21 protein-coding genes and 1 pseudogene are annotated in these 22831 nt (G+C 71.9%); 15 read left to right on the top strand and 7 right to left on the bottom strand.

The window, feature by feature from the left end:
* The first annotated feature begins 8 nt into the window (after window positions 1–8).
* The gene (hutI, locus tag ACZ5NH_RS36825; protein ID WP_388631880.1) at window positions 9–1184 is read left to right on the top strand and encodes an imidazolonepropionase; all 1176 of its coding nucleotides are present in this window, start codon (window positions 9–11) and stop codon (window positions 1182–1184) included.
* Between the two features lie 30 nt (window positions 1185–1214).
* On the opposite strand, the gene ACZ5NH_RS36830 is transcribed toward hutI, so the two are convergent.
* Together ACZ5NH_RS36830 and ACZ5NH_RS36835 are read right to left on the bottom strand one after the other, a co-directional pair.
* Window positions 1215–2789 (bottom strand): ricin-type beta-trefoil lectin domain protein, encoded by a 1575-nt coding sequence (locus ACZ5NH_RS36830; RefSeq protein ID WP_468781578.1) that lies wholly within the window; start codon window positions 2787–2789, stop codon window positions 1215–1217.
* Between the two features lie 305 nt (window positions 2790–3094).
* The gene (locus ACZ5NH_RS36835; protein ID WP_468781580.1) at window positions 3095–3991 is read right to left on the bottom strand and encodes an RNA polymerase sigma factor SigF; all 897 of its coding nucleotides are present in this window, start codon (window positions 3989–3991) and stop codon (window positions 3095–3097) included.
* Between the two features lie 242 nt (window positions 3992–4233).
* Between ACZ5NH_RS36835 and ACZ5NH_RS36840 the strand changes: the two genes are divergently transcribed.
* The 6 genes from ACZ5NH_RS36840 to ACZ5NH_RS36865 all read left to right on the top strand — a co-directional run bounded on the left by ACZ5NH_RS36840 (window position 4234) and on the right by ACZ5NH_RS36865 (window position 10347).
* Window positions 4234–4611: an STAS domain-containing protein gene (locus ACZ5NH_RS36840; protein WP_388631871.1), complete on the top strand. Its 378-nt coding sequence runs from the start codon at window positions 4234–4236 to the stop codon at window positions 4609–4611.
* Between the two features lie 326 nt (window positions 4612–4937).
* Complete coding sequence (locus ACZ5NH_RS36845; protein ID WP_468781582.1) at window positions 4938–5507, top strand: ATP-binding protein; 570 nt, start codon at window positions 4938–4940, stop codon at window positions 5505–5507.
* A 356-nt stretch (window positions 5508–5863) separates the two neighbouring features.
* A complete protein-coding gene (locus ACZ5NH_RS36850) occupies window positions 5864–6544 on the top strand; it encodes an LPXTG cell wall anchor domain-containing protein (RefSeq protein WP_468781584.1) in 681 nt (226 codons plus the stop codon).
* A gap of 193 nt (window positions 6545–6737) precedes the next feature.
* Complete coding sequence (locus ACZ5NH_RS36855) at window positions 6738–7991, top strand: COG1470 family protein (RefSeq protein ID WP_468781586.1); 1254 nt, start codon at window positions 6738–6740, stop codon at window positions 7989–7991.
* Window positions 7988–9073, top strand: coding sequence for a hypothetical protein (locus tag ACZ5NH_RS36860; protein WP_468781588.1), 1086 nt, complete (start codon window positions 7988–7990; stop codon window positions 9071–9073). Before ACZ5NH_RS36855 ends, ACZ5NH_RS36860 begins: the two co-directional genes overlap by 4 nt.
* Window positions 9070–10347 (top strand): hypothetical protein, encoded by a 1278-nt coding sequence (locus tag ACZ5NH_RS36865; RefSeq protein WP_388631861.1) that lies wholly within the window; start codon window positions 9070–9072, stop codon window positions 10345–10347. Before ACZ5NH_RS36860 ends, ACZ5NH_RS36865 begins: the two co-directional genes overlap by 4 nt.
* Window positions 10348–10437: 90 nt before the next feature.
* Here ACZ5NH_RS36865 and ACZ5NH_RS36870 read toward each other — a convergent pair whose 3' ends face one another.
* Window positions 10438–11943: an oligopeptide:H+ symporter gene (locus ACZ5NH_RS36870; RefSeq protein WP_468781590.1), complete on the bottom strand. Its 1506-nt coding sequence runs from the start codon at window positions 11941–11943 to the stop codon at window positions 10438–10440.
* 503 nt (window positions 11944–12446) lie between these two features.
* Between ACZ5NH_RS36870 and ACZ5NH_RS36875 the strand changes: the two genes are divergently transcribed.
* Complete coding sequence (locus ACZ5NH_RS36875; protein ID WP_020940464.1) at window positions 12447–13124, top strand: response regulator transcription factor; 678 nt, start codon at window positions 12447–12449, stop codon at window positions 13122–13124.
* A 53-nt stretch (window positions 13125–13177) separates the two neighbouring features.
* Window positions 13178–14449: an ATP-binding protein gene (locus tag ACZ5NH_RS36880; RefSeq protein ID WP_388631855.1), complete on the top strand. Its 1272-nt coding sequence runs from the start codon at window positions 13178–13180 to the stop codon at window positions 14447–14449.
* Between the two features lie 6 nt (window positions 14450–14455).
* Here ACZ5NH_RS36880 and ACZ5NH_RS36885 read toward each other — a convergent pair whose 3' ends face one another.
* Entirely contained in the window at window positions 14456–14962 is a 507-nt protein-coding gene (locus tag ACZ5NH_RS36885) for a GtrA family protein (RefSeq protein ID WP_450984008.1), read from the bottom strand.
* A 182-nt stretch (window positions 14963–15144) separates the two neighbouring features.
* On the opposite strand from ACZ5NH_RS36885, the gene ACZ5NH_RS36890 reads away from it, so the two are divergent.
* The 5 genes and pseudogenes from ACZ5NH_RS36890 to ACZ5NH_RS36910 all read left to right on the top strand — a co-directional run bounded on the left by ACZ5NH_RS36890 (window position 15145) and on the right by ACZ5NH_RS36910 (window position 19824).
* The gene (locus tag ACZ5NH_RS36890) at window positions 15145–16284 is read left to right on the top strand and encodes a 5-(carboxyamino)imidazole ribonucleotide synthase (RefSeq protein WP_468781592.1); all 1140 of its coding nucleotides are present in this window, start codon (window positions 15145–15147) and stop codon (window positions 16282–16284) included.
* Window positions 16281–16802, top strand: a complete 522-nt coding sequence (purE, locus tag ACZ5NH_RS36895) for a 5-(carboxyamino)imidazole ribonucleotide mutase (RefSeq protein ID WP_388631847.1) — start codon at window positions 16281–16283, stop codon at window positions 16800–16802. Before ACZ5NH_RS36890 ends, purE begins: the two co-directional genes overlap by 4 nt.
* A 6-nt stretch (window positions 16803–16808) precedes the next feature.
* Entirely contained in the window at window positions 16809–17996 is a 1188-nt protein-coding gene (locus ACZ5NH_RS36900; RefSeq protein ID WP_468781594.1) for a dipeptidase, read from the top strand.
* A gap of 327 nt (window positions 17997–18323) precedes the next feature.
* Window positions 18324–18604, top strand: a pseudogene (locus ACZ5NH_RS36905) (MerR family transcriptional regulator); the annotation flags it as partial.
* A gap of 125 nt (window positions 18605–18729) precedes the next feature.
* Window positions 18730–19824 (top strand): dipeptidase, encoded by a 1095-nt coding sequence (locus ACZ5NH_RS36910; RefSeq protein WP_468781596.1) that lies wholly within the window; start codon window positions 18730–18732, stop codon window positions 19822–19824.
* A gap of 10 nt (window positions 19825–19834) precedes the next feature.
* On the opposite strand, the gene ACZ5NH_RS36915 is transcribed toward ACZ5NH_RS36910, so the two are convergent.
* Both ACZ5NH_RS36915 and ACZ5NH_RS36920 read right to left on the bottom strand, forming a co-directional pair.
* Entirely contained in the window at window positions 19835–20227 is a 393-nt protein-coding gene (locus tag ACZ5NH_RS36915) for a VOC family protein (RefSeq protein WP_388631839.1), read from the bottom strand.
* Between the two features lie 20 nt (window positions 20228–20247).
* The gene (locus ACZ5NH_RS36920) at window positions 20248–20607 is read right to left on the bottom strand and encodes a VOC family protein (RefSeq protein ID WP_388631837.1); all 360 of its coding nucleotides are present in this window, start codon (window positions 20605–20607) and stop codon (window positions 20248–20250) included.
* Between the two features lie 98 nt (window positions 20608–20705).
* Between ACZ5NH_RS36920 and ACZ5NH_RS36925 the strand changes: the two genes are divergently transcribed.
* Window positions 20706–21212 (top strand): CGNR zinc finger domain-containing protein, encoded by a 507-nt coding sequence (locus ACZ5NH_RS36925; protein ID WP_468781598.1) that lies wholly within the window; start codon window positions 20706–20708, stop codon window positions 21210–21212.
* A gap of 108 nt (window positions 21213–21320) precedes the next feature.
* Here the strand turns inward: ACZ5NH_RS36925 and ACZ5NH_RS36930 are convergent, their stop codons facing one another.
* Entirely contained in the window at window positions 21321–22664 is a 1344-nt protein-coding gene (locus tag ACZ5NH_RS36930; protein ID WP_468781600.1) for a UDP-glucose dehydrogenase family protein, read from the bottom strand.
* Window positions 22665–22831: the final 167 nt, after the last annotated feature.

A 22831-nucleotide genomic window follows, 5' to 3' on the forward strand; every position in this document is an offset into this window, starting at 1 on the left:
AGGACACCATGAGCAGCAGCACCGTCATCACCAACATCGCCACGCTGGTCACCAACGATCCCTCCCTCGGTGACGGCTCCCCGCTCGGTCTGATCCAGGACGCGGCCGTCGTCATCGAGGGCGACCGCGTCGCGTGGACCGGTGAATCCAGCAAAGCACCCGCCACTGACAATCGGGTCGACGCGGGCGGCCGGGCGGTGCTGCCGGGCTTCGTGGACTCCCACTCGCACCTGGTCTTCGCCGGAGACCGCACGCAGGAGTTCAACGCCCGCATGTCCGGCCGCTCCTACACGGCGGGCGGCATCCGCACCACGGTCGCGGCCACCCGGGCGGCGAGCGACGCGGACCTGGAGGCCAACCTCACCCGTTACCTCGACGAGGCCCTCCGCCAGGGCACGACGACGTTCGAGACCAAGTCGGGCTACGGCCTGACCGTCGAGGACGAGTACCGCGCGCTGCGCCTCGCGGCCCGGCACACCGACGAGGTGACGTACCTCGGCGCGCACGTCGTCCCGCCCGACTACGCCGAGGACCCGGCCGCGTATGTCGCCCTGGTCACCGGCGAGATGCTGGACGCCTGCGCGCCGCACGCCCGCTGGATCGACGTGTTCTGCGAGAAGGGCGCCTTCGACGGCGACCAGGCCCGTGCGATCCTCACGGCGGGCAGGGCGAAGGGTTTGCACCCCCGTATCCACGCCAACCAGCTCTCGTACGGCCCCGGCGTCCAGCTGGCCGTCGAACTGGACGCGGCGAGCGCCGACCACTGCACCCACCTGACCGACGCGGACGTCGACGCCCTGGCGAACAGCGACACGGTCGCCACCCTGCTGCCGGGCGCCGAGTTCTCCACCCGCGCCGAGTGGCCGGACGCCCGCCGCCTGCTGGACGCCGGCGTCACGGTCGCCCTGTCCACGGACTGCAACCCGGGCTCGTCCTTCACCTCCTCGCTGCCCTTCTGCATCGCCCTGGCCGTCCGCGACATGCGGATGACCCCGGACGAGGCGGTCTGGTCGGCCACGGCGGGCGGTGCGGCGGCCCTGCGCCGCACCGACATCGGCCGCCTCACCCCCGGTGCCCGCGCCGACCTCACCCTCCTGGACGCCCCCAGCCACGTCCACCTCGCCTACCGCCCGGGCGTGCCTCTGGTCAGCGGGGTGTGGCGGCGCGGCGAACGCGTGGTCTGAGCGGGGACCGGCGGCGGAGCCGGGCCGGCCTCACCGCGCCCCCGCCCGCCACCGCTGCTCCCCGCCGTCGGACAGGGGCTGGAGGGACACGTCGTAGCCGCCGTCCGGGGTCACCGCTGTCTCGATGGCGATGTTCGGGCGGATCGTGCCGTCGGGGTCGATGGTGAAGCGGAGGTTCTCGCCGTTGCCGCCGTAGACCGAGTCGCAGGTCCAGATGCCCACGCCGCGGTCGGTCGAGCCCCGGCTGTCCAGGCAGAAGTTGTCGTCGGCCTCCGAGCGCAGTACGCCCAGGTAGGTGTCGAACCGCCAGCGCTGGGTGTCGGCGGCGGAGCAGGGGGCCGTGATGACGTCGTTGCCCCGGGACAGATCGCCGTCGCGGATGTCCAGGCAGCGGCCCGTCGCCAGATTCACCACCTGGGTGAAGGAGGTGCCGGGCGGTGCGAACGAGGGCGACGGCTTGGGAGTGGGCTTTTGGGTGTGCGGCGGGTGCGTGGCCGGGCGGGACGGGCTCGGCGTGGCGGACGGCGGCCTGGGCGTGGGGGGCCGCGTGGGGGACGGCGACGGGGACGGGGTGGGCGAGGCCGTCGGCGTCGCCGTCCTCGTCACCGGTGGCGGCGTGGGCGTCGAGGCGGTCGGCTGCTGTTCGTCGGTGTGTGCCGGGGTGAGAAGGAACACCAGGAGCGGGGTCAGGGCCACGCCCAGGGCCGCCGAGGCCAGCAGGACACGGCGCCGGGGCGGCCAGGACGGACGTACGGCGGCGAGGCGGGGGGCGGCCGGGGGTTCCGCGGCGCGTATGTACGCCGTTCCCTGCCACGGCAGCAGGCCCTCCGCCAGGGCCTGCCGGGGCGCGTCCCGCAGGGCCCGCAGATCCTCGAACGCGGCCGTGCAGTGCGGGCAGCGGGCCATGTGGGCGTCCAGGTCGGCGCTGTGACGCGGGCCGTCCGGCCGTACCGCCTCCTCGATCAGCCGGCGGAAGTCGGCGCAGCGCGGGTCGTCTGAGGCGGCGAGCCGGTGGCGCAGACAGGCCTGGGCCAGGGCCTTGAGGGCCTGCGGGGTGCCGTAGGCCACATCGACACCGCTCAGGCCGAGGAAGGCGGCGGTGCGGTCCTGCGGCTCCGCCTCCAGCACGCCGTACCAGATCAGGCCCTGGGTACGGGAGGGCAGCGAGCGGAACGCCGGGAGCAGCGGCGGGGTGGGGCCCTCGGGCAGGCCGGAGGCGTTCAGGACGAGCAGCAGCCCGGGGTCGAGGCCGGCGGAGCGCTCGTCGCGCGCCCAGCCGGCCGCCAGCCGTGCGGTGAGCAGCAGCAGCCGGTGGCGCAGCGGGACGGCCGGGTCGACGCCCCGGGCCGTCTCGCGGGCCGCCGTGGTGAAGACCTCGGCCGCCAGCCGGCGGGCGGCCGACTCTCCCACGGCGCACAGCCGGGCGTAGGCCAGGACCGTCGCGTGGTGCCGGCGGCGCAGTTCCTGCAGGGCGGGGTACGCCGTCGCCGTGGGGGAGCGGAGCAGTTCGGTCAGCCGGGTGTCCGGCGCGTTCTCGAGCTCCCCGGGTGTCCCGGTGCCGCCCGTCTCGGTTCCGCCCGTTCCGGCCCCGTCCCCCTGAGCCATGCGTCCAGCCTCCTCGCACCCCCGGGCACCGCGCCGTTGCGGCCCCGGTCTGACCGGCCAGTAGCCAGTTAGGGGGGCCATAGTGGTCGAGGGGGACGGCCGGGAAAAGAGGTTTCCGCGGGTAACCACATAACGGTTGGGACCACGGGGCGAGTTGGTCGGCAGAGCGGCCCGGAACCGGGATTGGCGGGCGCAATCCGGGATACTCGCGCCACTCGGAGACGTGGGTCAGCGGCGGAACGCCGCAGCGGCCCGGCACCGGTGGCCAGGCCGCTGCGCAGGCGTCACAGCAGCGGACGCGGAGGTCACTCCTCGAGTGTCAGACCCTTGCGCAGCCGTACCAGCGTGCGCGACAGCAGCCGGGACACGTGCATCTGGGAGATGCCGAGTTCCTCGCCGATCTCCGACTGGGTCATGTTCGCCACGAACCGCAGGGAGAGGATCTTCCGGTCCCGTTGCGGGAGTTCGGCGATCAGCGGCTTGAGGGACTCGATGTACTCGATGCCCTCCAGCCCGTGGTCCTCGTACCCGATGCGGTCCGCGAGCGCGCCCTCCGTCTCGTCCTCCTCGGGCTGGGCGTCCAGCGAGGAGGCGGTGTACGCGTTCGAGGCGGCCATGCCCTCGACGACCTCGTCGTTGGAGATGCCGAGCTTCTCGGCCAGCTCCTGGACGGTCGGGGCCCGGTCCAGCCGCTGGGCCAGCTCGTCCCCGGCCTTGGCCAGGTCCAGGCGCAGCTCCTGCAGCCTGCGCGGAACGCGCACGGACCACGAGGTGTCACGGAAGAAGCGCTTGATCTCGCCGATGATGGTCGGCATCGCGAAGGTCGGGAACTCGACCCCGCGGGAGAGCTCGAAGCGGTCGATCGCCTTGATCAGGCCGATGGTGCCGACCTGGATGATGTCCTCCATCGGCTCGCTGCGGGAGCGGAACCGGGAGGCGGCGAACTTGACGAGCGCGAGATTGAGCTCGACGAGCGTGTTGCGGACGTACGAGTACTCGTGCGTCCCTTCCTCCAGCGACTGAAGGCGCTCGAAGAGGGTCTTGGACAGGGCCCGCGCGTCGACCGGGCCGATCTCGTCGTACGGGGGGATCTCCGGGAGTCCCTCGAAGGGGTCGAGGGCATCGATGGGATGATCCAGTTGTTCCGGTGGGGGTGTCGACGTCGCGAGCGGGGTATGCGATGCGTCGAGCCGGGGTGACATGGTGTCCTCCATCGTTCTCGGCATACGGCTGCCGAAGCCATGCGTGCACTGCGGTGTGCGGCGCCTCCGAAGCCGGCGTGTAGGAGTAGGTGCCCTACTAGCCCTACCTGCTCGACCGAGCCGATCGCAAGTGCGTCCTGTTCGGGTATGTCCGGTTCTGTGAGGTTCTTCGGGTGCCGGAGTGTGCAGGGAGGGCGTAATGTTCGAGACCAGTCAGCGTCCGCGACCTGGGGAGAGACGGCATGGACCACGGGACGGTCGGCAGCGCACAGTCGGGCCGGCTTCTGGTGGAGGTGCGGGAAGAGGGCTCCAGCGCCGTTGTGACACCGGCGGGTGAGCTCGATCACCACACCGCCGATCTTCTGCGCGAGCCCCTCGACGACCTTCTGGCCAAGGGCTTCTCACGCCTCGTCGTGGACTGCACCCGCCTGGAGTTCTGCGACTCCACGGGGCTGAACGTCCTGCTCGGGGCCCGGTTGAAGGCGGAGGCCGCCGGGGGCGGGGTCCATCTGGCGGGGATGCAGCCGGTGGTCGCCCGTGTGTTCGAGATCACCGGAGCCGAGGCGGTCTTCACCGTGCACGACTCCGTGGAGGCGGCCCTGGTCGACGGCGCCGGCTGAGTCCGCCGTCCCCGCCCTCCCGCGCGCCACCGGTCCCGGGCGCCCGTTTCCGGCACGCCGAAAACGGGGGTGTTGTGCCGGATCGGCCGGGCAGGAGAGGGCAGGAGAAGACGGGGAACCCCCTGACGACCGCCGGCCCGGACCGCCCCGGCACCGGCGAAACGACTGGACGGGACGTACGTGCGACGGACGGGCGAGCGGGACACCCCGCGCGGACAGCGGCCGGACGGCCTGCGCACAGCGGGCGGACGACGTACGGACCGGCCGGCACGGAGCAGTGCCGGTCCTTTGAATCTGAACTGGTGAATCGGTGAGGTGAAGCGCTGATGAGCACCACCCGGCCTTGCTCGCCGGGCGACCGCGGCCCGGAGCCCAGCGGCGCTTCCGGGGCGTCCGAGGAGCGTGCGCCGACGACAGGCGCGCCCACGGGGGCAGCCGCGCCGTCCGTGCCGCCCGGCCCCGCCGACGGCACTCAGGGCACCGGCGGGCCGCAGGTCCGCAGGATCGGCCTCGCGGGTGAGAGCGGGGTCGTCCCGCTCGCCCGCGACTTCGCCCGCCAGGCGCTGTACGCATGGGGCTGGCTGCCCGCCGCGGGCGCCGACCGGCGGGCCGCGGCCGAGGATGTGCTGCTGGTCGTCTCCGAACTGGTCACCAACGCCTGCCTGCACGCCGAGGGCCCCGACGAACTGCTCCTGGCCTGCGGCAACAAGGTGATCCGGATCGAGGTCTCGGACCGCGGTGCCGGCCAGCCGGCCCCTCGCACCCCGCACCGCGCCGGCCGCCCCGGCGGCCACGGCATGTTCATCGTGCAGCGGCTGTGCCTGGACTGGGGCGTCGTCCGCGCCGCGGGCCGGCCGGGCAAGACGGTGTGGGCGGAGCTGGGCGCCCCGGCGTGAGCGCCCCGGCATGAGCGCCCTGCTTCGGAGCCCGCGGAAATCCGCTTTCCCGTGGGTACGAGCCTTCCTGCCCTGGGCGCAACGCGCTGACGGACACGAGTAGCCCGGGCCCAGCGAGCCGCCCCCGCCCTCAACGCCTCGGGCCTGCCGGAGGTACTGCGCAGGCCGTGAGGCCCGGGCCGGCCCGGGCCCACCCTCCACTCCAGCCACGCGTCACACCCGCCGGATCGCCACAACTCCGGCGTGTGCTGCGTCTTCCCTCCTTGCGGCGCCGGGCGTACTTTGACGGCCGAATCTGATACGTCGTCAGGAACTGCTCGTCCGAACGAATCCGGAACGAATGGGGTGGACCGACCGTGTCGTACCCGAAACGAACCGCCGCGCTCGCGTCCGCCGCGGCCCTGGCCGGCTCGGCGGTGCTGCTGGCCGCGCCGGCGGCCCACGCCGACGTCGTCGACGTGAACTACCGCTGTCAGACCCCGATCGGCGTCAAGAGCGCCGTCTCGCCCATCGACATGACGGGCGTCAAGAGCGGCAGCGGTTACAAGATCACGATGTCCTGGCAGAAGGGCGTCTCCTCCAGCCCGGTCGAGCTGGGCAAGGGCGCGATGACCCCGAGCGCGAGCATCGTGCTGGGCGGCGCCGACAGCGGCACACTGCCGGTCAGCGGGCCCGCCAACGCGGCCGCGATCCCCGCCAACACCCCGATCAAGATCAGCGACTTGACCGGCACGTACATGCCGAAGAAGACCGGCAAGGTCACCTTCACGCCGGGCACGCTGATCATCAAGGCGCTCGGTACGACGACGACCTGCACGCCGACCAACAGTCCCAGGCCGGGGCTCACGCTGGACGTGACGGCGGCCGGCGGCTCGTCGTCCTCCTCGACCTCGGGCGCCTCCTCCGGCGGTCAGCTCCCGCAGACCGGCCCCGAGGACAGCGCGATCGCCCTCGGCACACTCGGCGGCACGGTGCTCCTCGCCGGAGCGGCGGGCACGCTCTGGCTGACCCGCCGTGGCCAGCCGTCCCGGCGCTGACCCGGACCGACGACCACCGAAACCCGGGCCGCCCGGCGGAGCCCGGTAGCCGCAGCAGCTCGGGCAACTGCTGGACCTGGTAGCTGCCAGGGCTCGGGGCGACTGCTGAAGCCGGGGGTAGTCGCCGAAGCCCAGGTCGATCGCCGAGTTCGCGGGCCACCGCCGAAGTCCGGGCCAACCGCTGGAGCCGCCCATGCCGTCCGCCGTCCGCGCTCTGACCCGCGCGCTGAGCCGTGCTCTGCCGCGCCGCCGACGCGCGCCAGGGTCCCGCGCCCTGACCAGCCATCGGCGCCCGCCCCGGACCAAGGCGCTGCTTCCGGCGCGCGTCATCCTGCCCGCGACCCTGTGCCTGTGCACCGTGCTGGGTGCCGCACCCGGCGCCTCAGCCACACCCGCGCGGTGGTCCGTCGCGCCCGCGGGCGGTGGCCGTCCGTCCTTCTACGCCGAGGGTCCGCCGGGTTCGGTCCTGCAGGACACGGTGGCCGTCACCAATCCCGGGCGGGCGCCGGTCGTCGTACGGCTGTCCGGAAGCGGCCTGCGGACCGTCTTCGCCGACAAGGCCGAGGACGGGATACGCGTTCCGGCCCGCACCCGCGCCGAGGTGCCCTTCACGGTGACCGTGCCGGTCGGGGCCGCGCCCGGCGACCGCTCCGGTGCCGTCGTCGCGCGGGACACGCGGGGGCGTACGGCCACCGTCCCGGTCCGGCTGCGCGTCGGCGGCCCGGCGCTCGCCGCGCTGACCGTCGAGCACCTCGCCGTGCACGCCGAGGGCATCACGTACGAGCTGGTCAACCGCGGTACGACCGTCCTGGTGCCGAGGCTCGCGGTGCGCGCGGACGGCGTCCTCGGCCGGGTCCTGGACCGCGCGCCCCGCACCCTGCCCGTCCACCTGCGCCCCGGCGCCCGCGTGAAGCTCACCGAGCCCTGGCCCGACCGGCCCGCGCTGGACGCGGTCGACGTACGGCTGACGGTCACGGCCCCGGGCGGAGCCCACGACACGGCGACCACGTCGGCCCGGTTCGTGCCGTGGCCGGCGGTGGCGGGCGGCGCGTTGCTCGCGGGGGCGATCGCGGTGCTCGCAGTCCGCAGGCGGCGCCACCACACAGCCTCCGACGACCCGGCACCCGAGCACTCGGCCCCGGACCCCCCGACGCCCGGTGCCCCGGCCTCCGACGCCCCGGCGGCCCGGAATTCCTCCTCCGGCCCCTTGCCGTCTGGCACTTCGGTCTCCACCGCGCCGCCCCTCGACGGTCGGGCCCTCGGAGGCTGTGTGACGGGCTCGCTGTCGGCGGGTGTTGCGATGCCTGGTGTGGTGGCCCCCGGTGGCCTGGTGGCCGGGGGTTTGTCCTCCGGCCCTTTGCCGTCCGGCACCTCGGCCTCCACCGCGCCGCCCCTCGCCGAGGTCCCGTGCCCCGGCGGTGAGTTGACGGAAGGTGCGGTGCAGTGAGCGGGAAGGCAAGGATTCTGCTGCCGGTGACGGTGCTCATGGCTGTGCTTGGGCTGCTTGTCGGTGGTCCGGTGTCCGCGGCGGACGGCCCCGTCGTGAAGCTGTCGGTGGCTCAGGCCGGTGCCGGTGGCTCGGTCACCGTCACGGGCAGTGGCTGGAGGGCGCGCACGTTGCTGATGGTGTTGGTGTGTGGGCGGGCCACACCGGCCCGTGGTGTCATCGGTGGCACCAACTCCTGCGCCAACGGCGACGGGCGGGCCGTGACCACCGATGCCCAGGGGGCCTTCAGCCGGAAACTCCCCGTCGCCGAACCTCCCGTGCCCTGCCCCTGTGTGGTGCACGTGGCCACCGTCACCGGCGCCAAGGCCGAGGCGGACGCCGTCCTGCAGGTCGCCGGGCATCCCGTCGCCCCGCTGCCCGCCGAACAGTCCGGAGGGCGGCTGGCGATTCTCTCCGACACGCGGCTGACCGGGTCGAGCGGACTGCTCACCTGGTTCGGGGCGCCGCCGAGCCGCACCCTCGTCTTCACCGTCGGCAACACCGGCACCGGCACGCTCAAGGACCCGGTGTTCCAAGTCGGCTCGGCGCACGGCGTCTTCGCCCCGCAGTGGGACGACCGGCAGTGGCACGGCACCCTGGCGCCCGGCCGGGAGGCCGAGGTCAGACTGCCGGTCGAGCTGTCCGCCGGGGCGCACGGCGACTACACCGTCTCCCTGAAGTACGACGGCAGGGTCCTCGCCGAACAGCCGTGGGGCGTGGACCGCCCCTGGGGCGTGACGCTGTTCTGGATCCTGCTCTGCCTGGTCGTCCCGGCCGCGCTGTTCCGCGCCGGCATGGCCGTGGTGGACCGGGTGCGCCCGCGTCGCCCGGCTGCCGCCCGCCTCACCCGCACCCTGCGCCTGCCCCAGCTCCCCCGGCTGCCCCGCACCGGCGGCCGTACCACCGAGCCGCCCCCCACGAACCCGACCCTGCCGTGGTTCGCCCCGGACTCCGTCCCGGGTGACCCGGCCGGCCGGCTCTCCGCACCGCACTCCGACAGCCCGACGAGTCCCACGACTCCCACCAGGAAAGGACCGACGTGAGCATCCGAAGGAGAGGTACGGCCGCGGGCGCCGCGCTGGCGCTGAGCGGTGCGGGCGTCCTGCTCGGCCTCGCCGCGAGCCCCGCGCAGGCGGCCGAGGTGTCGTACGCCACCCACTGTGTGCCACCCGCGGGCATCAGCCCGATCGACGGCACCACGAAGGTCGACATCACGGCCCCGGCCACGGCGAAGGTCGGCGACACGGTGGACGTCGTGTGGAAGTTCGTGCAGGCCGCGTCCAGGAATCCCGACATCATCGACCTGCCCGCGAACTCCGTCCAGCCGTCCGGCGTGCTGAAGGCGGCCGGTGCGCAGGTCGCCGACATCGCCATGCAGGGGACGCGCACGAACCCCGCGATCCCCAAGGGCGGCGCCATGGTGCTGTCCGACATGAAGGGCAGCATCAAGCTGACGACGGCCGGCGAGGTGACGCTGACACCGGACGCGTACACCGTCAACGCCATGTCGACGGACACCAAGTGCACACCGAAGGAGACCGTGCAGAAGGCGGCGACCATCCAGGTGACCGGGGGTGACGGCGGCGGCAGCACGTCCAGTGCGACACCGACGCAGTCCACGACCCCGACCGGGTCGGGCACCCCCACCCAGTCGGCCACCGCCACGGCGACCGGCGGCAGCGGCCAGACCGACTACACCGGCAAGGAGGTGCAGATCCCCTACGCCTGCAAGACCCCGATCGGCGACAAGAACGCGACCTCGCCGGTGCAGATCAACGCGAAGAAGAACGGCGGGAACTTCGATCTCACCGTGCAGTTCAAGAAGTCGGTGATGAACAGCCCCGCCGACATCCCGAAGGGGTCCGTGAAGCCGTCCATGGAGGTGGTGCTGGGCGGCGCCGACAAGGGCACGGTGCATGTGGAGGGGCCGACGAACGCGAAGGACATCAAGTCCGGCGACCCGATCGAGATCCCCGACCTCACCGGCACCTACAAGCCCGGCGCGAGCGGCACCTCGACGCTGTCCCCGGGCGTCCTGACGGTCAAGGCGCTCGGTACCACCACGACGTGCACGCCGACGAAGACGGAGGTCTCGCTCACCCTGGACACCAGCCGGCAGCAGGGCGGCGCGTCCGGAGGCACGTCCACCTCCGGCGGCTCGACGAGCGGCGGGGGCAGCACCTCAGGCTCCGGCGGCCTCGCCCAGACCGGTGCGAGCGACCACGGCGCCCTGAAGGCCCTCGGCCTGGTGGCGGGCACGGCGATCCTGCTGGGCGGCGCGGTGTTCACGTTCATGCCGAAACGAAGGGCACGCTGACCCTCCTGACCTCACCGACCCTCCTGACATGAAAGAGGGCCGCCGCACCCACAGGGATGCGGCGGCCCTCTCCGAGCCAGGCCCGGACGACTAGTGCACGTCGCCCATCAGCTTGTTGACCTTCTTGCGGTAGATCCACACCGCCGCACCGGCGACGACGGCGAGCACGGCCTCCAGGGCGACGAAGCCCATCTTGTCGAGGTTGACGCCGCCGATGGCCGGGTTGGACACCAGCGCGGTGACCGAGTCGCCCGCGGTGACCGCGAGGAACCAGACGCCCATCATCTGCGAGGCGTACTTCTTCGGCGCCATCTTCGTCGTGACGGACAGACCCACCGGAGACAGCGTCAGCTCACCGACGGTCTGCACGAAGTAGATCGCGACCAGCCACATCGCCGCGGCCTTGTGACCGCCCTCGGCGATCGACAGCGGGGCGAGGAAGAGGAAGAAGGACGCACCGATCAGCACCAGACCGGAGGCGAACTTCACGATCGTGCTCGGCTCCTTGCCACGGTGGTTCAGCCACAGCCACAGCCAGGCGAAGACCGGCGCCAGCGCCATGATCATGACCGGGTTGACCGACTGGTACCAGGAGACCGGGAACGTCCAGCCGGCGATCGAGTTCTTGGCCGAGCTGTCCGCGAAGAGCGACAGGGTCGAGCCACCCTGGTCGTAGATCATCCAGAAGACGGCGGCGGCGACGAAGAACCAGATGTACGCCGACACCTTCGACTTCTCGGCCGAGTCCAGGTCCTTGTCCCGGCGGATGCGGGCGATGACCAGGATCGGGACGATCAGGCCGATCAGGGTGAGCGGGATCAGCGCCCAGTTCAGGGTGAAGTGGCCGGTGCCGCCGACGAGGCCGTAGAAGACCGCGGCGATGACGAGCCAGATCAGGCCCTTGCGCAGGGTGGCGGACTTCTCCGCGGCGGTGAGCGGGGTCGGGACCTCGCTGCTCTTCGGGTTCAGGTGGCGGCCGCCGAGCAGGTACTGGGCCAGACCCAGCGCCATGCCGAGTGCGGCCAGCGCGAAGCCGAAGTGCCAGTTGACGTTCTCACCGACGGTGCCGATGACCAGCGGAGCGGCGAAGGCACCGAGGTTGATGCCGATGTAGAAGAGGGTGAAGCCACCGTCCCGGCGCGGGTCGTCCGGGCCCTTGTAGAGGTGGCCGACCATCGTGGAGATGTTGGCCTTCAGCAGACCCGAACCGATGGCGACGAGACCCAGGCCGACGAAGAAGCTGGCGGCCACGGGCAGCGCGAGGCAGAGGTGGCCGAGCATGATGACGATGCCCGCGACGGCGACCGTCTTGCGGGGGCCGAGGAAGCGGTCCGCGACCCAGCCGCCGGGCAGGGCGAGCAGGTACACGAGCGACACGTACACCGAGTAGATCGCGGTGGCCGTGCCCGCGCTCAGGTGCAGGCCGCCCGGAGCCACCAGGTACAGCGGGAGCAGAGCCCTCATGCCGTAGTAGGAGAAACGCTCCCACATCTCGGTCATGAAGAGAGTGGCCAGGCCGCGGGGGTGGCCGAAGAAGGTCTTCTCGGACCCGGGGGTGCCCGGGCGGACCGAGTCCTTCGTCAGGCTGGACGCCATGGTCGTTCCTTGCTGGTCGGGACGCGCTTGTGGAGCGTTGCGCGCCCGGCGGGGGCCGGCACCGGAACGGTCGGTCGTCCGCCCCAACGCCCGAGGGGATTCCGCATCCGGGTCTCGGAGGCGATGGACGGCGACCACCGGGATCCACGCCCCGTCGCGCGGCGATGCGCTGCGGAGCCCGGCCAGAGGTCATTCCTTTCAAGGCTGATCTTGATCAGCCCGCACACAAAAGAGACCCTCAGCGTCATCTGCCCGCCGAAGGTCCCCTGGTGTACTACAGGCGTTCAGGTCACTTTAAGACAGGACACTGCCGGATATGGAAGGACTTGAGACGCGGATCACAGGTGTCGGGGGAACCGCGGGACCGGAATCGAAGGTCCTTCCTACGATCGCATCCGCAGAGCGATGGTTCATACCAACGCCGTGCCGGCGGCGTACGAAGGTAAGAGTTCCTGGAAGCGATCACACCCCAGCACCGTGCGCGGGCGGTCTACCATCACTGCATGACCCGTGTACTGCTCGCCGAGGACGACGCGTCCATCTCGGAGCCGCTGGCCCGCGCCCTGCGCCGGGAAGGTTACGAGGTCGAGGTGCGCGAGGACGGTCCCACCGCGCTCGACGCCGGAATGCAGGGCGGCGTCGACCTGGTCGTACTGGACCTGGGCCTGCCGGGCATGGACGGCCTGGAGGTCGCCCGCCGGCTGCGGGCCGACGGCCACACCGTGCCGATCCTCATCCTGACCGCGCGCGCCGACGAGGTGGACACCGTCGTCGGCCTGGACGCGGGCGCCGACGACTACGTCACCAAGCCCTTCCGGCTCGCCGAACTGCTCGCCCGGGTACGGGCCCTGCTCCGGCGCGGTGCCGCCGAGCCGCAGCAGCCGCCGGCCACGCACGGGGTGCGGATCGACGTCGAGTCGCACCGGGCGTGGATGGGCGACGAGGAACTCCAGCTCACGGCCAAGGAGTTCGACCTGCTCCGGGTCCTGGTGCGGGACGCCGGCCGGGTCGTCACGCGCGACCAGCTGATGCGCGAGGTCTGGGACACCACATGGTGGTCGTCCACCAAGACCCTCGACATGCACATCTCCTGGCTGCGCAAGAAGCTCGGCGACGACGCGGCGAACCCCCGCTACATCGCCACGGTGCGTGGAGTGGGCTTCCGCTTCGAGAAGAGCTGAGCCCCTCCCCGGGGGCCCTTCCCAGGGCCAGCGATCACCTCAGGTAACGGAACATGCGCCGACGTCTCATCCAGTCCACCCTCGCCGTCGTCCTCGTGGTGATCGCCGTCTTCGGCATCTCCCTGGTGATCGTCGAGTCCCGGACGATCAGTAACAGCGCCCAGGAGCGCGTGGACTCCGAGGCGATCCGGCTGGCCAGCATCGTCGACAGCCGGCTCCTCGCCGCGGAGAAGGTCAACGCGGACGTGCTGCGCAATCCGGTGAGCAAGGAGCAGTACGCGGTCATCCGTATGCCGGGGCAGGCGCCGATAGAGATCGGCACCAAGCCGCGGGGCGATGTCATCCGCGCCACCCAGCAGGGCGAGGAGGGCGAGACCGTCACCGTGCAGGAGCCGCGCTCCTCGGTGACCCGCGAGGTCGGCCGTACCCTGCTGATCATCGGCCTGGTGGCGCTGCTCGCGGTGGTCGCGGCGGTGCTGCTCGCCGTACGTCAGGCCAACCGGCTTGCCTCCCCGCTGACCGACCTCGCGGAGACCGCCGAGCGGCTCGGCTCCGGCGATCCCCGCCCGCGGCACAAGCGGTACGGCGTCCCCGAGCTGGACCGGGTCGCCGATGTGCTGGACTCGTCCGCCGAGCGGATCGGGCGCATGCTGACCGCCGAGCGGCGGCTGGCCGCCGACGCCTCCCACCAGCTCCGCACCCCGCTGACCGCGCTGTCCATGCGCCTTGAGGAGATCACCCTCACGGACGACCCGGACATCGTGAAGGAGGAGGCGAACGTCGCGCTCACCCAGGTCGAGCGGCTCACGGACGTGGTCGAGCGGCTGCTGACGAACTCCCGCGACCCGCGCACCGGCTCCGCCGTCACCTTCGACCTGGACGAGGTCATCCAGCAGCAGCTCGCCGAGTGGCGGCCCGCCTACCGCAGCGCCGGCCGGGCCATCGTCAGCTCCGGCAAGCGGCATCTGCAGGCCGTCGGCACGCCGGGGGCGGTCGCCCAGGTGCTGGCGGCGCTGATCGAGAACTCCCTCATGCACGGGGGCGGGACCGTCGCGCTGCGCACCCGGGTCACAGGCAACCAGGCCGTGGTCGAGGTGACCGACGAGGGGCCCGGGGTCCCGGCCGACCTCGGCGCGCGGATCTTCGAGCGGACGATCAGCGGACGGAACTCCACGGGGATCGGCCTGGCCGTCGCCCGCGACCTCGCGGAGGCCGACGGCGGCCGCCTTGAGCTGCTGCAAGCTCAGCCGCCGGTGTTCGGTCTGTTCCTGTCCCGCACGCCGCCGACTCGCAAGGCGGAGGAGGACCGGCCGACGGTGCGCTGAACCGGGTTACGGAACCCGCTGGGACTTCGGCTTCGGCTCGGAGTGCGGCCTCTTCGACTCGGCCACCAGGATCGACTCCGCCTCCTGCGACGGCTGCACCCGGAACACCCAGGTGCGGTACGACCAGAAGCGGAAGAGGGTGGCGACGCCGATGCCGACGAACTTGAAGACGTTGCTCTGCAGCGGGCTGTCCCAGCCGAAGCCGTAGGTCGCCGCGTACAGCACGCCGTTCTCGATCACCAGGCCGATGGCGCTGAAGAAGAGGAAGAGCGTGAGCTCCTTGGTCCGGCCGCCCTTGTCGCGGTCCCGGTACGTCCAGTAACGGAAGCCCACGTAGTTGAAGGCGATGGCGACCACGGTCGCGATGATGCTGGCGCGTACCACCGGCAGGTCGGAGACGTGGCGGACCAGGTTGAACACGCCGAGGTTGACGAAGATGCCCGCAACGCCGACGGTGCCGAACTTGGCCACCTCGCGTACGAGCCGTTGCAGCCCCGAGGAACGAGGTTCCATGGCTGTGCAGCTCCTGTCCGTAGGTTTCGTCGGCCCAGCCATGCTATCCAGACGAACCGTCCCCCGCCTGTGCTCAAGGCCAAGACCAGGAAACAGATCGGAAAGAGGGCGGAAAGCGACTGGTAAGAGTCTGTGAGAGGGACGCGATCCGGCCGTCCCGGCGTGGCCGATACGCTAGGGGTGTGACGTTCCCGGTAGTCGGCATGGTCGGCGGGGGGCAGCTCGCGCGTATGACGCACGAGGCGGGCATCCCGTTGGGCATCAGGTTCAAGCTTCTCAGTGACACCCCTCAGGACTCGGCGGCCCAGGTCGTGAGCGATGTCGTCATCGGCGACTATCGCGATCTGGACACGCTGCGCGAGTTCGCGCGCGGTTGTGATGTGATCACCTTCGATCACGAACATGTACCCACCGAGCACCTCAGGGCCTTGGAGGCGGACGGCATCCCCGTGCGTCCGGGGCCCGACGCGCTGGTGCACGCCCAGGACAAGGGCGTGATGCGCGCGAAGCTCGACGCGATCGGCATTCCGTGCCCGCGGCACCGGATCGTCGCCGACCCGGAGGACGTGGTCCGGTTCGCGGCCCAGGGTGACGGCTTCCCGGTCGTCCTGAAGACCGTCCGCGGCGGCTACGACGGCAAGGGCGTGTGGGTCGTGGAGACCGCCGAGGAGGCCAGCGAGCCGTTCCGGGCCGGCGTCCCGGTCCTCGCGGAGGAGAAGGTCGACTACGTCCGCGAGCTCGCCGCCAACGTCGTACGCTCCCCGCACGGCCAGGCCGTGGCCTACCCGGTGGTGGAGTCCCGGCAGGTGAACGGCGTCTGCGACACGGTCATAGCCCCCGCGCCCGCCCTGGACGAATCCCTCGCCCTCGAGGCCGAGCGGATGGCCCTGACCATCGCCAAGGAGCTGGGCGTCATCGGGCACCTCGCGGTCGAGCTGTTCCAGACCCGCGACGGCCGCGTCCTCGTCAACGAGCTGGCGATGCGCCCGCACAACTCCGGCCACTGGACCCAGGACGGCGCGATCACCTCGCAGTTCGCCAACCACGTCCGCGCGGTCCTCGACCTGCCGCTCGGCGACCCGCGCCCGCGCGCCCAGTGGACCGTGATGGTCAACGTCCTGGGCGGCGACTACCCGGACATGTACTCCGCCTACTTGCACTGCATGGCCCGCGACCCCAAGCTCAAGATCCACATGTACGGCAAGGACGTGAAGCCCGGCCGCAAGGTCGGCCACGTCAACACCTACGGCGACGACCTGGACGACGTGCTGGAGCGCGCCCGTCACGCTGCCGGCTACTTGAGAGGCACGATCACCGAATGAGCCCCGTTGTTGGCATCGTCATGGGGTCGGACTCCGACTGGCCCGTCATGGAGGCCGCCGCCAAGGCCCTGGACGAGTTCGAGATCGGCTACGAGGTCGACGTCGTCTCCGCGCACCGCATGCCCCGCGAGATGATCAACTACGGCGAGCAGGCCGCCGACCGCGGACTGAAGGTGATCATCGCAGGGGCGGGGGGTGCCGCCCATCTGCCGGGCATGCTCGCCTCCGTCACCCCGCTGCCGGTCATCGGTGTGCCGGTGCCGCTGAAGTACCTGGACGGCATGGACTCCCTGCTGTCCATCGTGCAGATGCCGGCCGGCGTGCCCGTCGCCACCGTCTCCGTCGCCGGTGCCCGCAACGCCGGTCTCCTCGCGGCCCGCATCCTCGCCGCGCACGACGAGGACCTGCTGCACAAGATGCGCGACTTCCAGCAGGACCTCAACGACCAGGCCACCGAGAAGGGCAAGCGGCTGCGCTCGAAAGTCGAGGGGTCGAGCGGGTTCGGCTTCGGGAAGTAACAGGCAATGACCTCACTGGACGAAGCACGGTCCCTGCTGCGCGAGTTCCCGGTCGTCGACGGCCACAACGACCTGCCGTGGGCGCTGCGCCAGCAGGTCCGCTACGACCTCGCCGCCCGCGACATCGCCGTACGCCAGGACGACCACCTGCACACCGACATCCCCCGGCTGCGCGCGGGCGGGGTCGGGGCGCAGTACTGGTCGGTGTATGTGCCCTCGGACCGGCCCGGGGCGGTGCCGGCGACCCTGGAGCAGATCGACTGCGTACGGCAGCTGATCGCCGGGCACCCCGCCGATCTGCGGGCCGCGCAGACCGCAGCCGACATGGAGGCGGCGCGCGCGGAGGGCCGTATCGCCTCCCTCATGGGCGCGGAGGGCGGTCACTCCATCGACAACTCCCTCGGCACCCTGCGCGGTCTGTACGAGCTGGGTGTGCGCTACATGACGCTCACCCACAACCACAACAACGACTGGGCGGACTCCGCCACGGACGAGCCGAAGGTGGGCGGTCTGTCTGCGTTCGGCCGCGAGGTGGTCCGCGAGATGAACCGCCTCGGCATGCTGGTCGACCTCTCCCACGTGGCCCCCTCGACCATGCGGGCCGCGCTGGACACCACGTCCGCGCCGGTGGTCTTCTCGCACTCCTCCGCGCGGGCCGTGTGCGACCATCCGCGCAACATCCCCGACGACGTGCTGGAGCGCCTGCCGGCCAACGGCGGGGTGGCGATGGTGACCTTCGTGCCGAAGTTCGTGCTCCAGGCGGCCGTCGACTGGACGGCCGCGGCCGACGACAACCTGCGCGCCCACGGTCTGCACCACCTCGACACCGGCCCCGAGGCGATGAAGATCCACCAGGCCTTCGAGGAGCGGAACCCGCGCCCGGTCGCCACGGTGTCCACGGTCGCGGACCACCTGGACCACATGCGTGAGGTCGCCGGCATCGACCACCTGGGCATCGGCGGCGACTACGACGGCACCGCCTTCACCCCGGACGGCCTCGGCGACGTCTCCGGCTACCCGAACCTGCTCGCCGAACTGCTGGACCGCGGCTGGTCCAAGGCCGACCTGGCCAAGCTGACCTGGCAGAACGCGGTACGGGTGCTGGGCGCTGCGGAGGACGTGGCGCGTGACCTGCAGGCGACCCGCGCCCCGTCCAACGCCACCATCGAGTCGCTGGACGGCGCTCCCGCCTGATCCGCCGGGGCGGGGTAGTCGTTGTAGCCGGCGGCCCCGCCCATGAAGTACCGGTCCCGGACCGGGTCGAGCGGTGCGCCGAGGCGCACCGGGTGACCAGGTCCGGGTTGGCGAGGAACGGCCGGCCGAGCGCCACCAGATCGGCGCCGGCCGCCGGCATCTCCCGCGCGGCCCGGGTGACGGCCTGCGTGGACAGCTCGGTCAGGTCGGGGTTGCCGATCAGGACGCCGGGCCAGACTGCCCGGATCCGCCGGTACCAGCCGGTGGCCGGGTCGGAGCGCACCGGGTGCAGATGGGCGAGGTCCAGCCCCTTCGGACGGAGACCCAGGGCCGCTCACCGCCGAGCGCACCCCCGGCGGCCACCGCGACTGCCCGGAGACGGCCGTCGACCGGGTCATCCGGATCCAGGAGCTGTACGCGGCCGGGCTGCGCAGCGGGAAGATCCGGCAGCCGCTGCCCTGCATGCGCGACCGGGACGGCAGGCCCTCCGCGATCGCCACCCCGCGCCTGGTGCGGGACCTGACCGCCGAGCGCGCGCGGATCGACCGCATGGTCGCCCCGTCCGGGAGACCCTGGACGGGGTGATCCGCACGCCCCGGGACGCCTGACCGGCCGTACCCCCGAACGCCCCACTCACCAGGAAGCCATCCTCCCCTCCGTGCGACCGTGGCGATACGCCCCAGCCCGACGTAGCTCACGACCGCGTAGGCAACGACGACGTACGGAGCCCGCCATGGCCGACCTCCAGGACGACATCCCCTCCCCGACCGAGGTCGACGAGGGTGACGGCCTGCCGGACGACCCCTTCCCCTCGGAGTCCGCGTCCCTGGAGCGGGCCCACGCCCTGCTGGCCGCCCACCCGGTCGCCGACGGCTACAGCGGACTGCCCTGGGCCCTGCGTCATCTGTCCTGGTACGACCTGGAGCTGGGCGAGGCGGCCGTCGACACCGACATACCCCGGATGCGTGAGGGGCACGTGGGCGCGCTGTTCTGGTCGCTGCACCTGCCCGAGGGCCCCGGCGGCGACCGTGCGGTCTCCGCGACCCTGGAACAGCTGGACCAGGCGCGCGCGGTGATCGAGGCCCACCCGGAGGGACTGCGCCTGGTGGGCAATGCCGGGCAGATCATCGACGCCCGCAACTGCGGCCGGGTCGCTGTGGTGCTGGGCCCCGCCCACGCCACCGCGCTCGACGACTCCCTCGGCATCCTGCGCGTCCTGCACGCCCTCGGCCTGCGCGTGCTCACGCTCGCCGGCACCGCCTGGGCGGGGGAGACGGGCCTGACCCGGTTCGGCGAGGAGGTGGTGCGCGAGATGAACCGGCTCGGGGTGCTCGCCGATGTCTCCGCCGCCTCCGGGGCCACCGCCGAACGTGCCTTCGCGCTGTCCAAGACGCCCGTGCTGTGCACCCGCTCCGCCGCCGGCGCCCTGCGCCCCCACCCGGCCAACCTGCCCGACGGACTGCTCGCGGCGCTGGGCGCGGCGAAGGGCCTGTGCATGGTGCCGCTGACCGCCGAGCAGACCGGGCCGACGGTCCAGGACGTCGCCGACCACCTCGACCACGTCCGCGACGTGGCCGGCGCCGAGTGCGTCGGCCTGTCCGGCACCTACGACTCCGGCGCCGCCCACCCCCGCGACCTCGCCGACACCTCCCGCTACCCCCACCTGATCGCCGAACTGCTCCGGCGCGGCTGGTCCGAGACCGAGCTGTCCCTGCTGACCTGGGGCAACGTCCAACGGGTGCTGCGCAGCGCGGACTTCACGGCCCGCGCCGCCCAGCACCGCCGGGAGGCGTCGAACGCGAGGATCGGCGAGCTGCACACCCCCTAGCTCACCCGGGTCACGGGTGGTCGATCCGGCACAGGCAGAACGGATGCCCGGCGGGGTCGGCGTACACCTGGAAGTCCTTCTTCTCCCGGTCCTCCAGATCCAGCGGCCGGGCGCCCAGCGCCAGCACCCGCTCATGCGCCACGTCGATCTCCGCCCAGGTCCGGCCCGCGTCGAAGTCGAGGTGGAACTGCTGGCCGTTGCGGTCCGCGCGCGGCCACTCCGGCGGGGTGTACCCCTCGGCTCGCTGGAAGGCCAGCCGCGGCCCGTCCGGCACCCGCAGGACGACCCAGTCGTCGTCCTCGGCGTCCGGGGTGCCCCCGGCCACCGCCGCGTAGAAGGCGGCCAGCGCATGCGGATCGGGGCAGTCGAGCACGACGGAGCGGAACCGGGCGACGGACGCCATGATGTCCTCCTTCGGACGCCTCAGCAGGCGCACAGACAGAACGGGTGCCCAGCCGGGTCGGCGTACACACGGAAGGTCCGCTCGCGGTCCTCCGCGTCCAGCGGCTTGGCGCCCAGCTCCAGCACCCCCTTCTCCGCCGCGTCCAGGTCCTCCACGACCAGATCCAGGTGGAACTGCTGCGAGTCGTCCGGCGCGGGCCACTTCGGCGGCACGTGCCCGGGCGCCTGCTGGAAGGCCAGTGCCGTCCCCCCGGGCACCTTCAGGTCGACCCACTCGCCGTCCCCCTCCACCGTGCCGCCCAGCACCTCGGCGTAGAAGCCGGCCAGCGCACGGGGGTCGGGACAGTCCAGTACCACGACACCGAACTTGGCGAGAGCCATGACTACCTCCGTAAGTCGTCACGGACAGGGTTACCCGTAGAGTCGGGCAACCGGTAACGGTTACTGCATGCTCCCGCATTGGGGGTAACGTCGCAACCATGAATGAGAGATCGGCCGCCCCCGGAGCCCTGGCGCTGGTCGAGTCCCTGGTCAACACGCTGGACATCGAGAGCGGCGCCGACACGCTGGACACCGAGGAGGGTCGGGCGCGCTTCGGGATCGCCGAGGACGGGCTGGCGGAGGCGCGGGAGCTGCGGGAGTCGCTGCGGGCCACGCTGCTCGCGCACGCCGGGCACGCGCCGCACCGCGGGGTGACCCCGCTGGGCGCGCTGCTGTCCCGCGCCCCCCTGTACGTCGCCGTGGACGACCGCGACGGCTCCGCGGCCCTCGCCCCCGCCCCGGACGCCCCGCTGCTCTCCCGGGTCGCCGCTTCCGTCGCCGAGGGGGTGACGCAGGGCACCTGGATGCGGCTGAAGGCCTGCGAGTCCGAGACCTGCCACTGGGCGTACTACGACCGCAGTCCGGCCGGACGCGGCCGCTGGTGCTCCATGCAGGTGTGCGGGGCGCGGGCGAAAATGCGCCGGTACCGGGCCAAGGAGGGGTAAGACACAGACAGTTCACCGGCCACGTATGTGTCCGGTGGTGCAGAATGCGGAAAGACGCCGGTTCGGCCGACTGAGCCTCGGCCGAACCGGCGTCACCTGTCCGGTGGGTTATGCGGTCGGGCGGCCCATCGCCCGGTACGTCCAGCCCGCCCGGCGCCACAGCTCCGGGTCGAGTGCGTTGCGGCCGTCCAGGATCAGCCGGGCCGCCGCGACCTCGCCGAGCGTCGCCGGGTCCAGCTCGCGGAACTCCCGCCACTCGGTGAGGTGCAGGACGACATCGGCGCCCCGTACGGCGTCCGGCGCGGAGTCGGCGTACCCGAGGGTCGGGAACACGCGCCGGGCGTTGGCCATGCCCTTCGGGTCGTACACCGTGACCTGGCCGCCCTGGAGGTGGATCTGGCCGGCCACGTTCAGCGCGGGCGAGTCGCGCACGTCGTCCGAGTCGGGCTTGAACGTGGCGCCGAGCACCGCGACCCGCTTGCCGAGGAAGGAACCGCCGCCGAGCGCCTCCCGGGTCATCTCCACCATCTGCCCGCGCCGGCGCATGTTGATGGAGTCGATCTCGCGCAGGAAGGTCAGTGCCTGGTCCGCGCCCAGCTCGCCCGCCCGCGCCATGAACGCCCGGATGTCCTTCGGTAGACAGCCGCCGCCGAAGCCGATCCCGGCGCGCAGGAACTTCTTCCCGATCCGGTCGTCGTGCCCGATGGCCTCCGCCAGCTTCGCCACGTCACCGCCCCCGGCCTCGCACACCTCCGCCATCGCGTTGATGAAGGAGATCTTCGTCGCGAGGAAGGAGTTCGCGGCCGTCTTCACCAGTTCGGCCGTCGGGAAGTCGGTCACCACGAACGGCGTGCCCTCGCCGATCGGCGTCGCGTACACCTCCCGCAGCAGCTTCTCGGCGCGCTCGCTGCCCACGCCCACCACGATCCGGTCCGGGTGCAGGGTGTCCTGCACGGCGAAGCCCTCGCGCAGGAACTCCGGGTTCCAGGCCAGCTCGGCGTCGCCGCCCGCGGGGGCGTGCTCGGCGAGATAGCGGGCCAGCCGCTCGGCCGAGCCCACCGGCACGGTCGACTTGCCGACGACCAGGGCCGGGCCGTGCAGATGCGGGGCGAGAGAGGAGACGGCGGAGTCGACGTACGACATGTCGGCCGCGTACTCCCCGTGCCGCTGCGGGGTGTTCACGCACACGAAGTGGACGTCACCGAAGGCGCCGACCTCGGCCCAGTCGGTGGTGAAGCGGAGCCGCCCGGTGGAGCCCTCGATGCCGGCCACGTGCTTGCGCAGCAGCTCCTCCAGCCCCGGCTCGTACATGGGGGTCTCGCCGCGCTCCAGCATGGCGATCTTCTCGGGTATGACGTCGAGTCCCAGCACCTCGTAGCCGAGCTCGGCCATGGCCGCGGCGTGTGTGGCGCCGAGGTAGCCGGTGCCGATCACGGTGATCTTCAGGCTCATGGATGCGCTCCAGCTCGGGTACGTCGGTGTTGCGGCCCCTGAGCATAGTCGGGCGCCTCGAAGGGCAATTTCCCCGCTGTCGTGTAGCTCACGTAGGCGCGCCGCGGGCGGCCCTCTAAAATTTGAGTTACTTAACGGTAATTAGCGTCAGTATCACTGCGTCTTTG

The sequence above is a fragment of the Streptomyces sp. NPDC031426 genome (assembly GCF_055581585.1).

What these genes read in the sequence shown, in the direction of transcription:
- hutI (WP_388631880.1), top strand. Translation starts at nt 9, where the DNA reads ATGAGCAGCAGCACCGTCATCACCAACATCGCCACGCTGGTCACCAAC.
- ACZ5NH_RS36830 (WP_468781578.1), bottom strand. Translation starts at nt 2,789, where the DNA reads ATGGCTCAGGGGGACGGGGCCGGAACGGGCGGAACCGAGACGGGCGGC.
- ACZ5NH_RS36835 (WP_468781580.1), bottom strand. Translation starts at nt 3,991, where the DNA reads ATGTCACCCCGGCTCGACGCATCGCATACCCCGCTCGCGACGTCGACA.
- ACZ5NH_RS36840 (WP_388631871.1), top strand. Translation starts at nt 4,234, where the DNA reads ATGGACCACGGGACGGTCGGCAGCGCACAGTCGGGCCGGCTTCTGGTG.
- ACZ5NH_RS36845 (WP_468781582.1), top strand. Translation starts at nt 4,938, where the DNA reads ATGAGCACCACCCGGCCTTGCTCGCCGGGCGACCGCGGCCCGGAGCCC.
- ACZ5NH_RS36855 (WP_468781586.1), top strand. Translation starts at nt 6,738, where the DNA reads ATGCCGTCCGCCGTCCGCGCTCTGACCCGCGCGCTGAGCCGTGCTCTG.
- ACZ5NH_RS36870 (WP_468781590.1), bottom strand. Translation starts at nt 11,943, where the DNA reads ATGGCGTCCAGCCTGACGAAGGACTCGGTCCGCCCGGGCACCCCCGGG.
- ACZ5NH_RS36875 (WP_020940464.1), top strand. Translation starts at nt 12,447, where the DNA reads ATGACCCGTGTACTGCTCGCCGAGGACGACGCGTCCATCTCGGAGCCG.
- ACZ5NH_RS36880 (WP_388631855.1), top strand. Translation starts at nt 13,178, where the DNA reads ATGCGCCGACGTCTCATCCAGTCCACCCTCGCCGTCGTCCTCGTGGTG.
- ACZ5NH_RS36885 (WP_450984008.1), bottom strand. Translation starts at nt 14,962, where the DNA reads ATGGAACCTCGTTCCTCGGGGCTGCAACGGCTCGTACGCGAGGTGGCC.
- purE (WP_388631847.1), top strand. Translation starts at nt 16,281, where the DNA reads ATGAGCCCCGTTGTTGGCATCGTCATGGGGTCGGACTCCGACTGGCCC.
- ACZ5NH_RS36900 (WP_468781594.1), top strand. Translation starts at nt 16,809, where the DNA reads ATGACCTCACTGGACGAAGCACGGTCCCTGCTGCGCGAGTTCCCGGTC.
- ACZ5NH_RS36910 (WP_468781596.1), top strand. Translation starts at nt 18,730, where the DNA reads ATGGCCGACCTCCAGGACGACATCCCCTCCCCGACCGAGGTCGACGAG.
- ACZ5NH_RS36915 (WP_388631839.1), bottom strand. Translation starts at nt 20,227, where the DNA reads ATGGCGTCCGTCGCCCGGTTCCGCTCCGTCGTGCTCGACTGCCCCGAT.
- ACZ5NH_RS36920 (WP_388631837.1), bottom strand. Translation starts at nt 20,607, where the DNA reads ATGGCTCTCGCCAAGTTCGGTGTCGTGGTACTGGACTGTCCCGACCCC.
- ACZ5NH_RS36925 (WP_468781598.1), top strand. Translation starts at nt 20,706, where the DNA reads ATGAATGAGAGATCGGCCGCCCCCGGAGCCCTGGCGCTGGTCGAGTCC.
- ACZ5NH_RS36930 (WP_468781600.1), bottom strand. Translation starts at nt 22,664, where the DNA reads ATGAGCCTGAAGATCACCGTGATCGGCACCGGCTACCTCGGCGCCACA.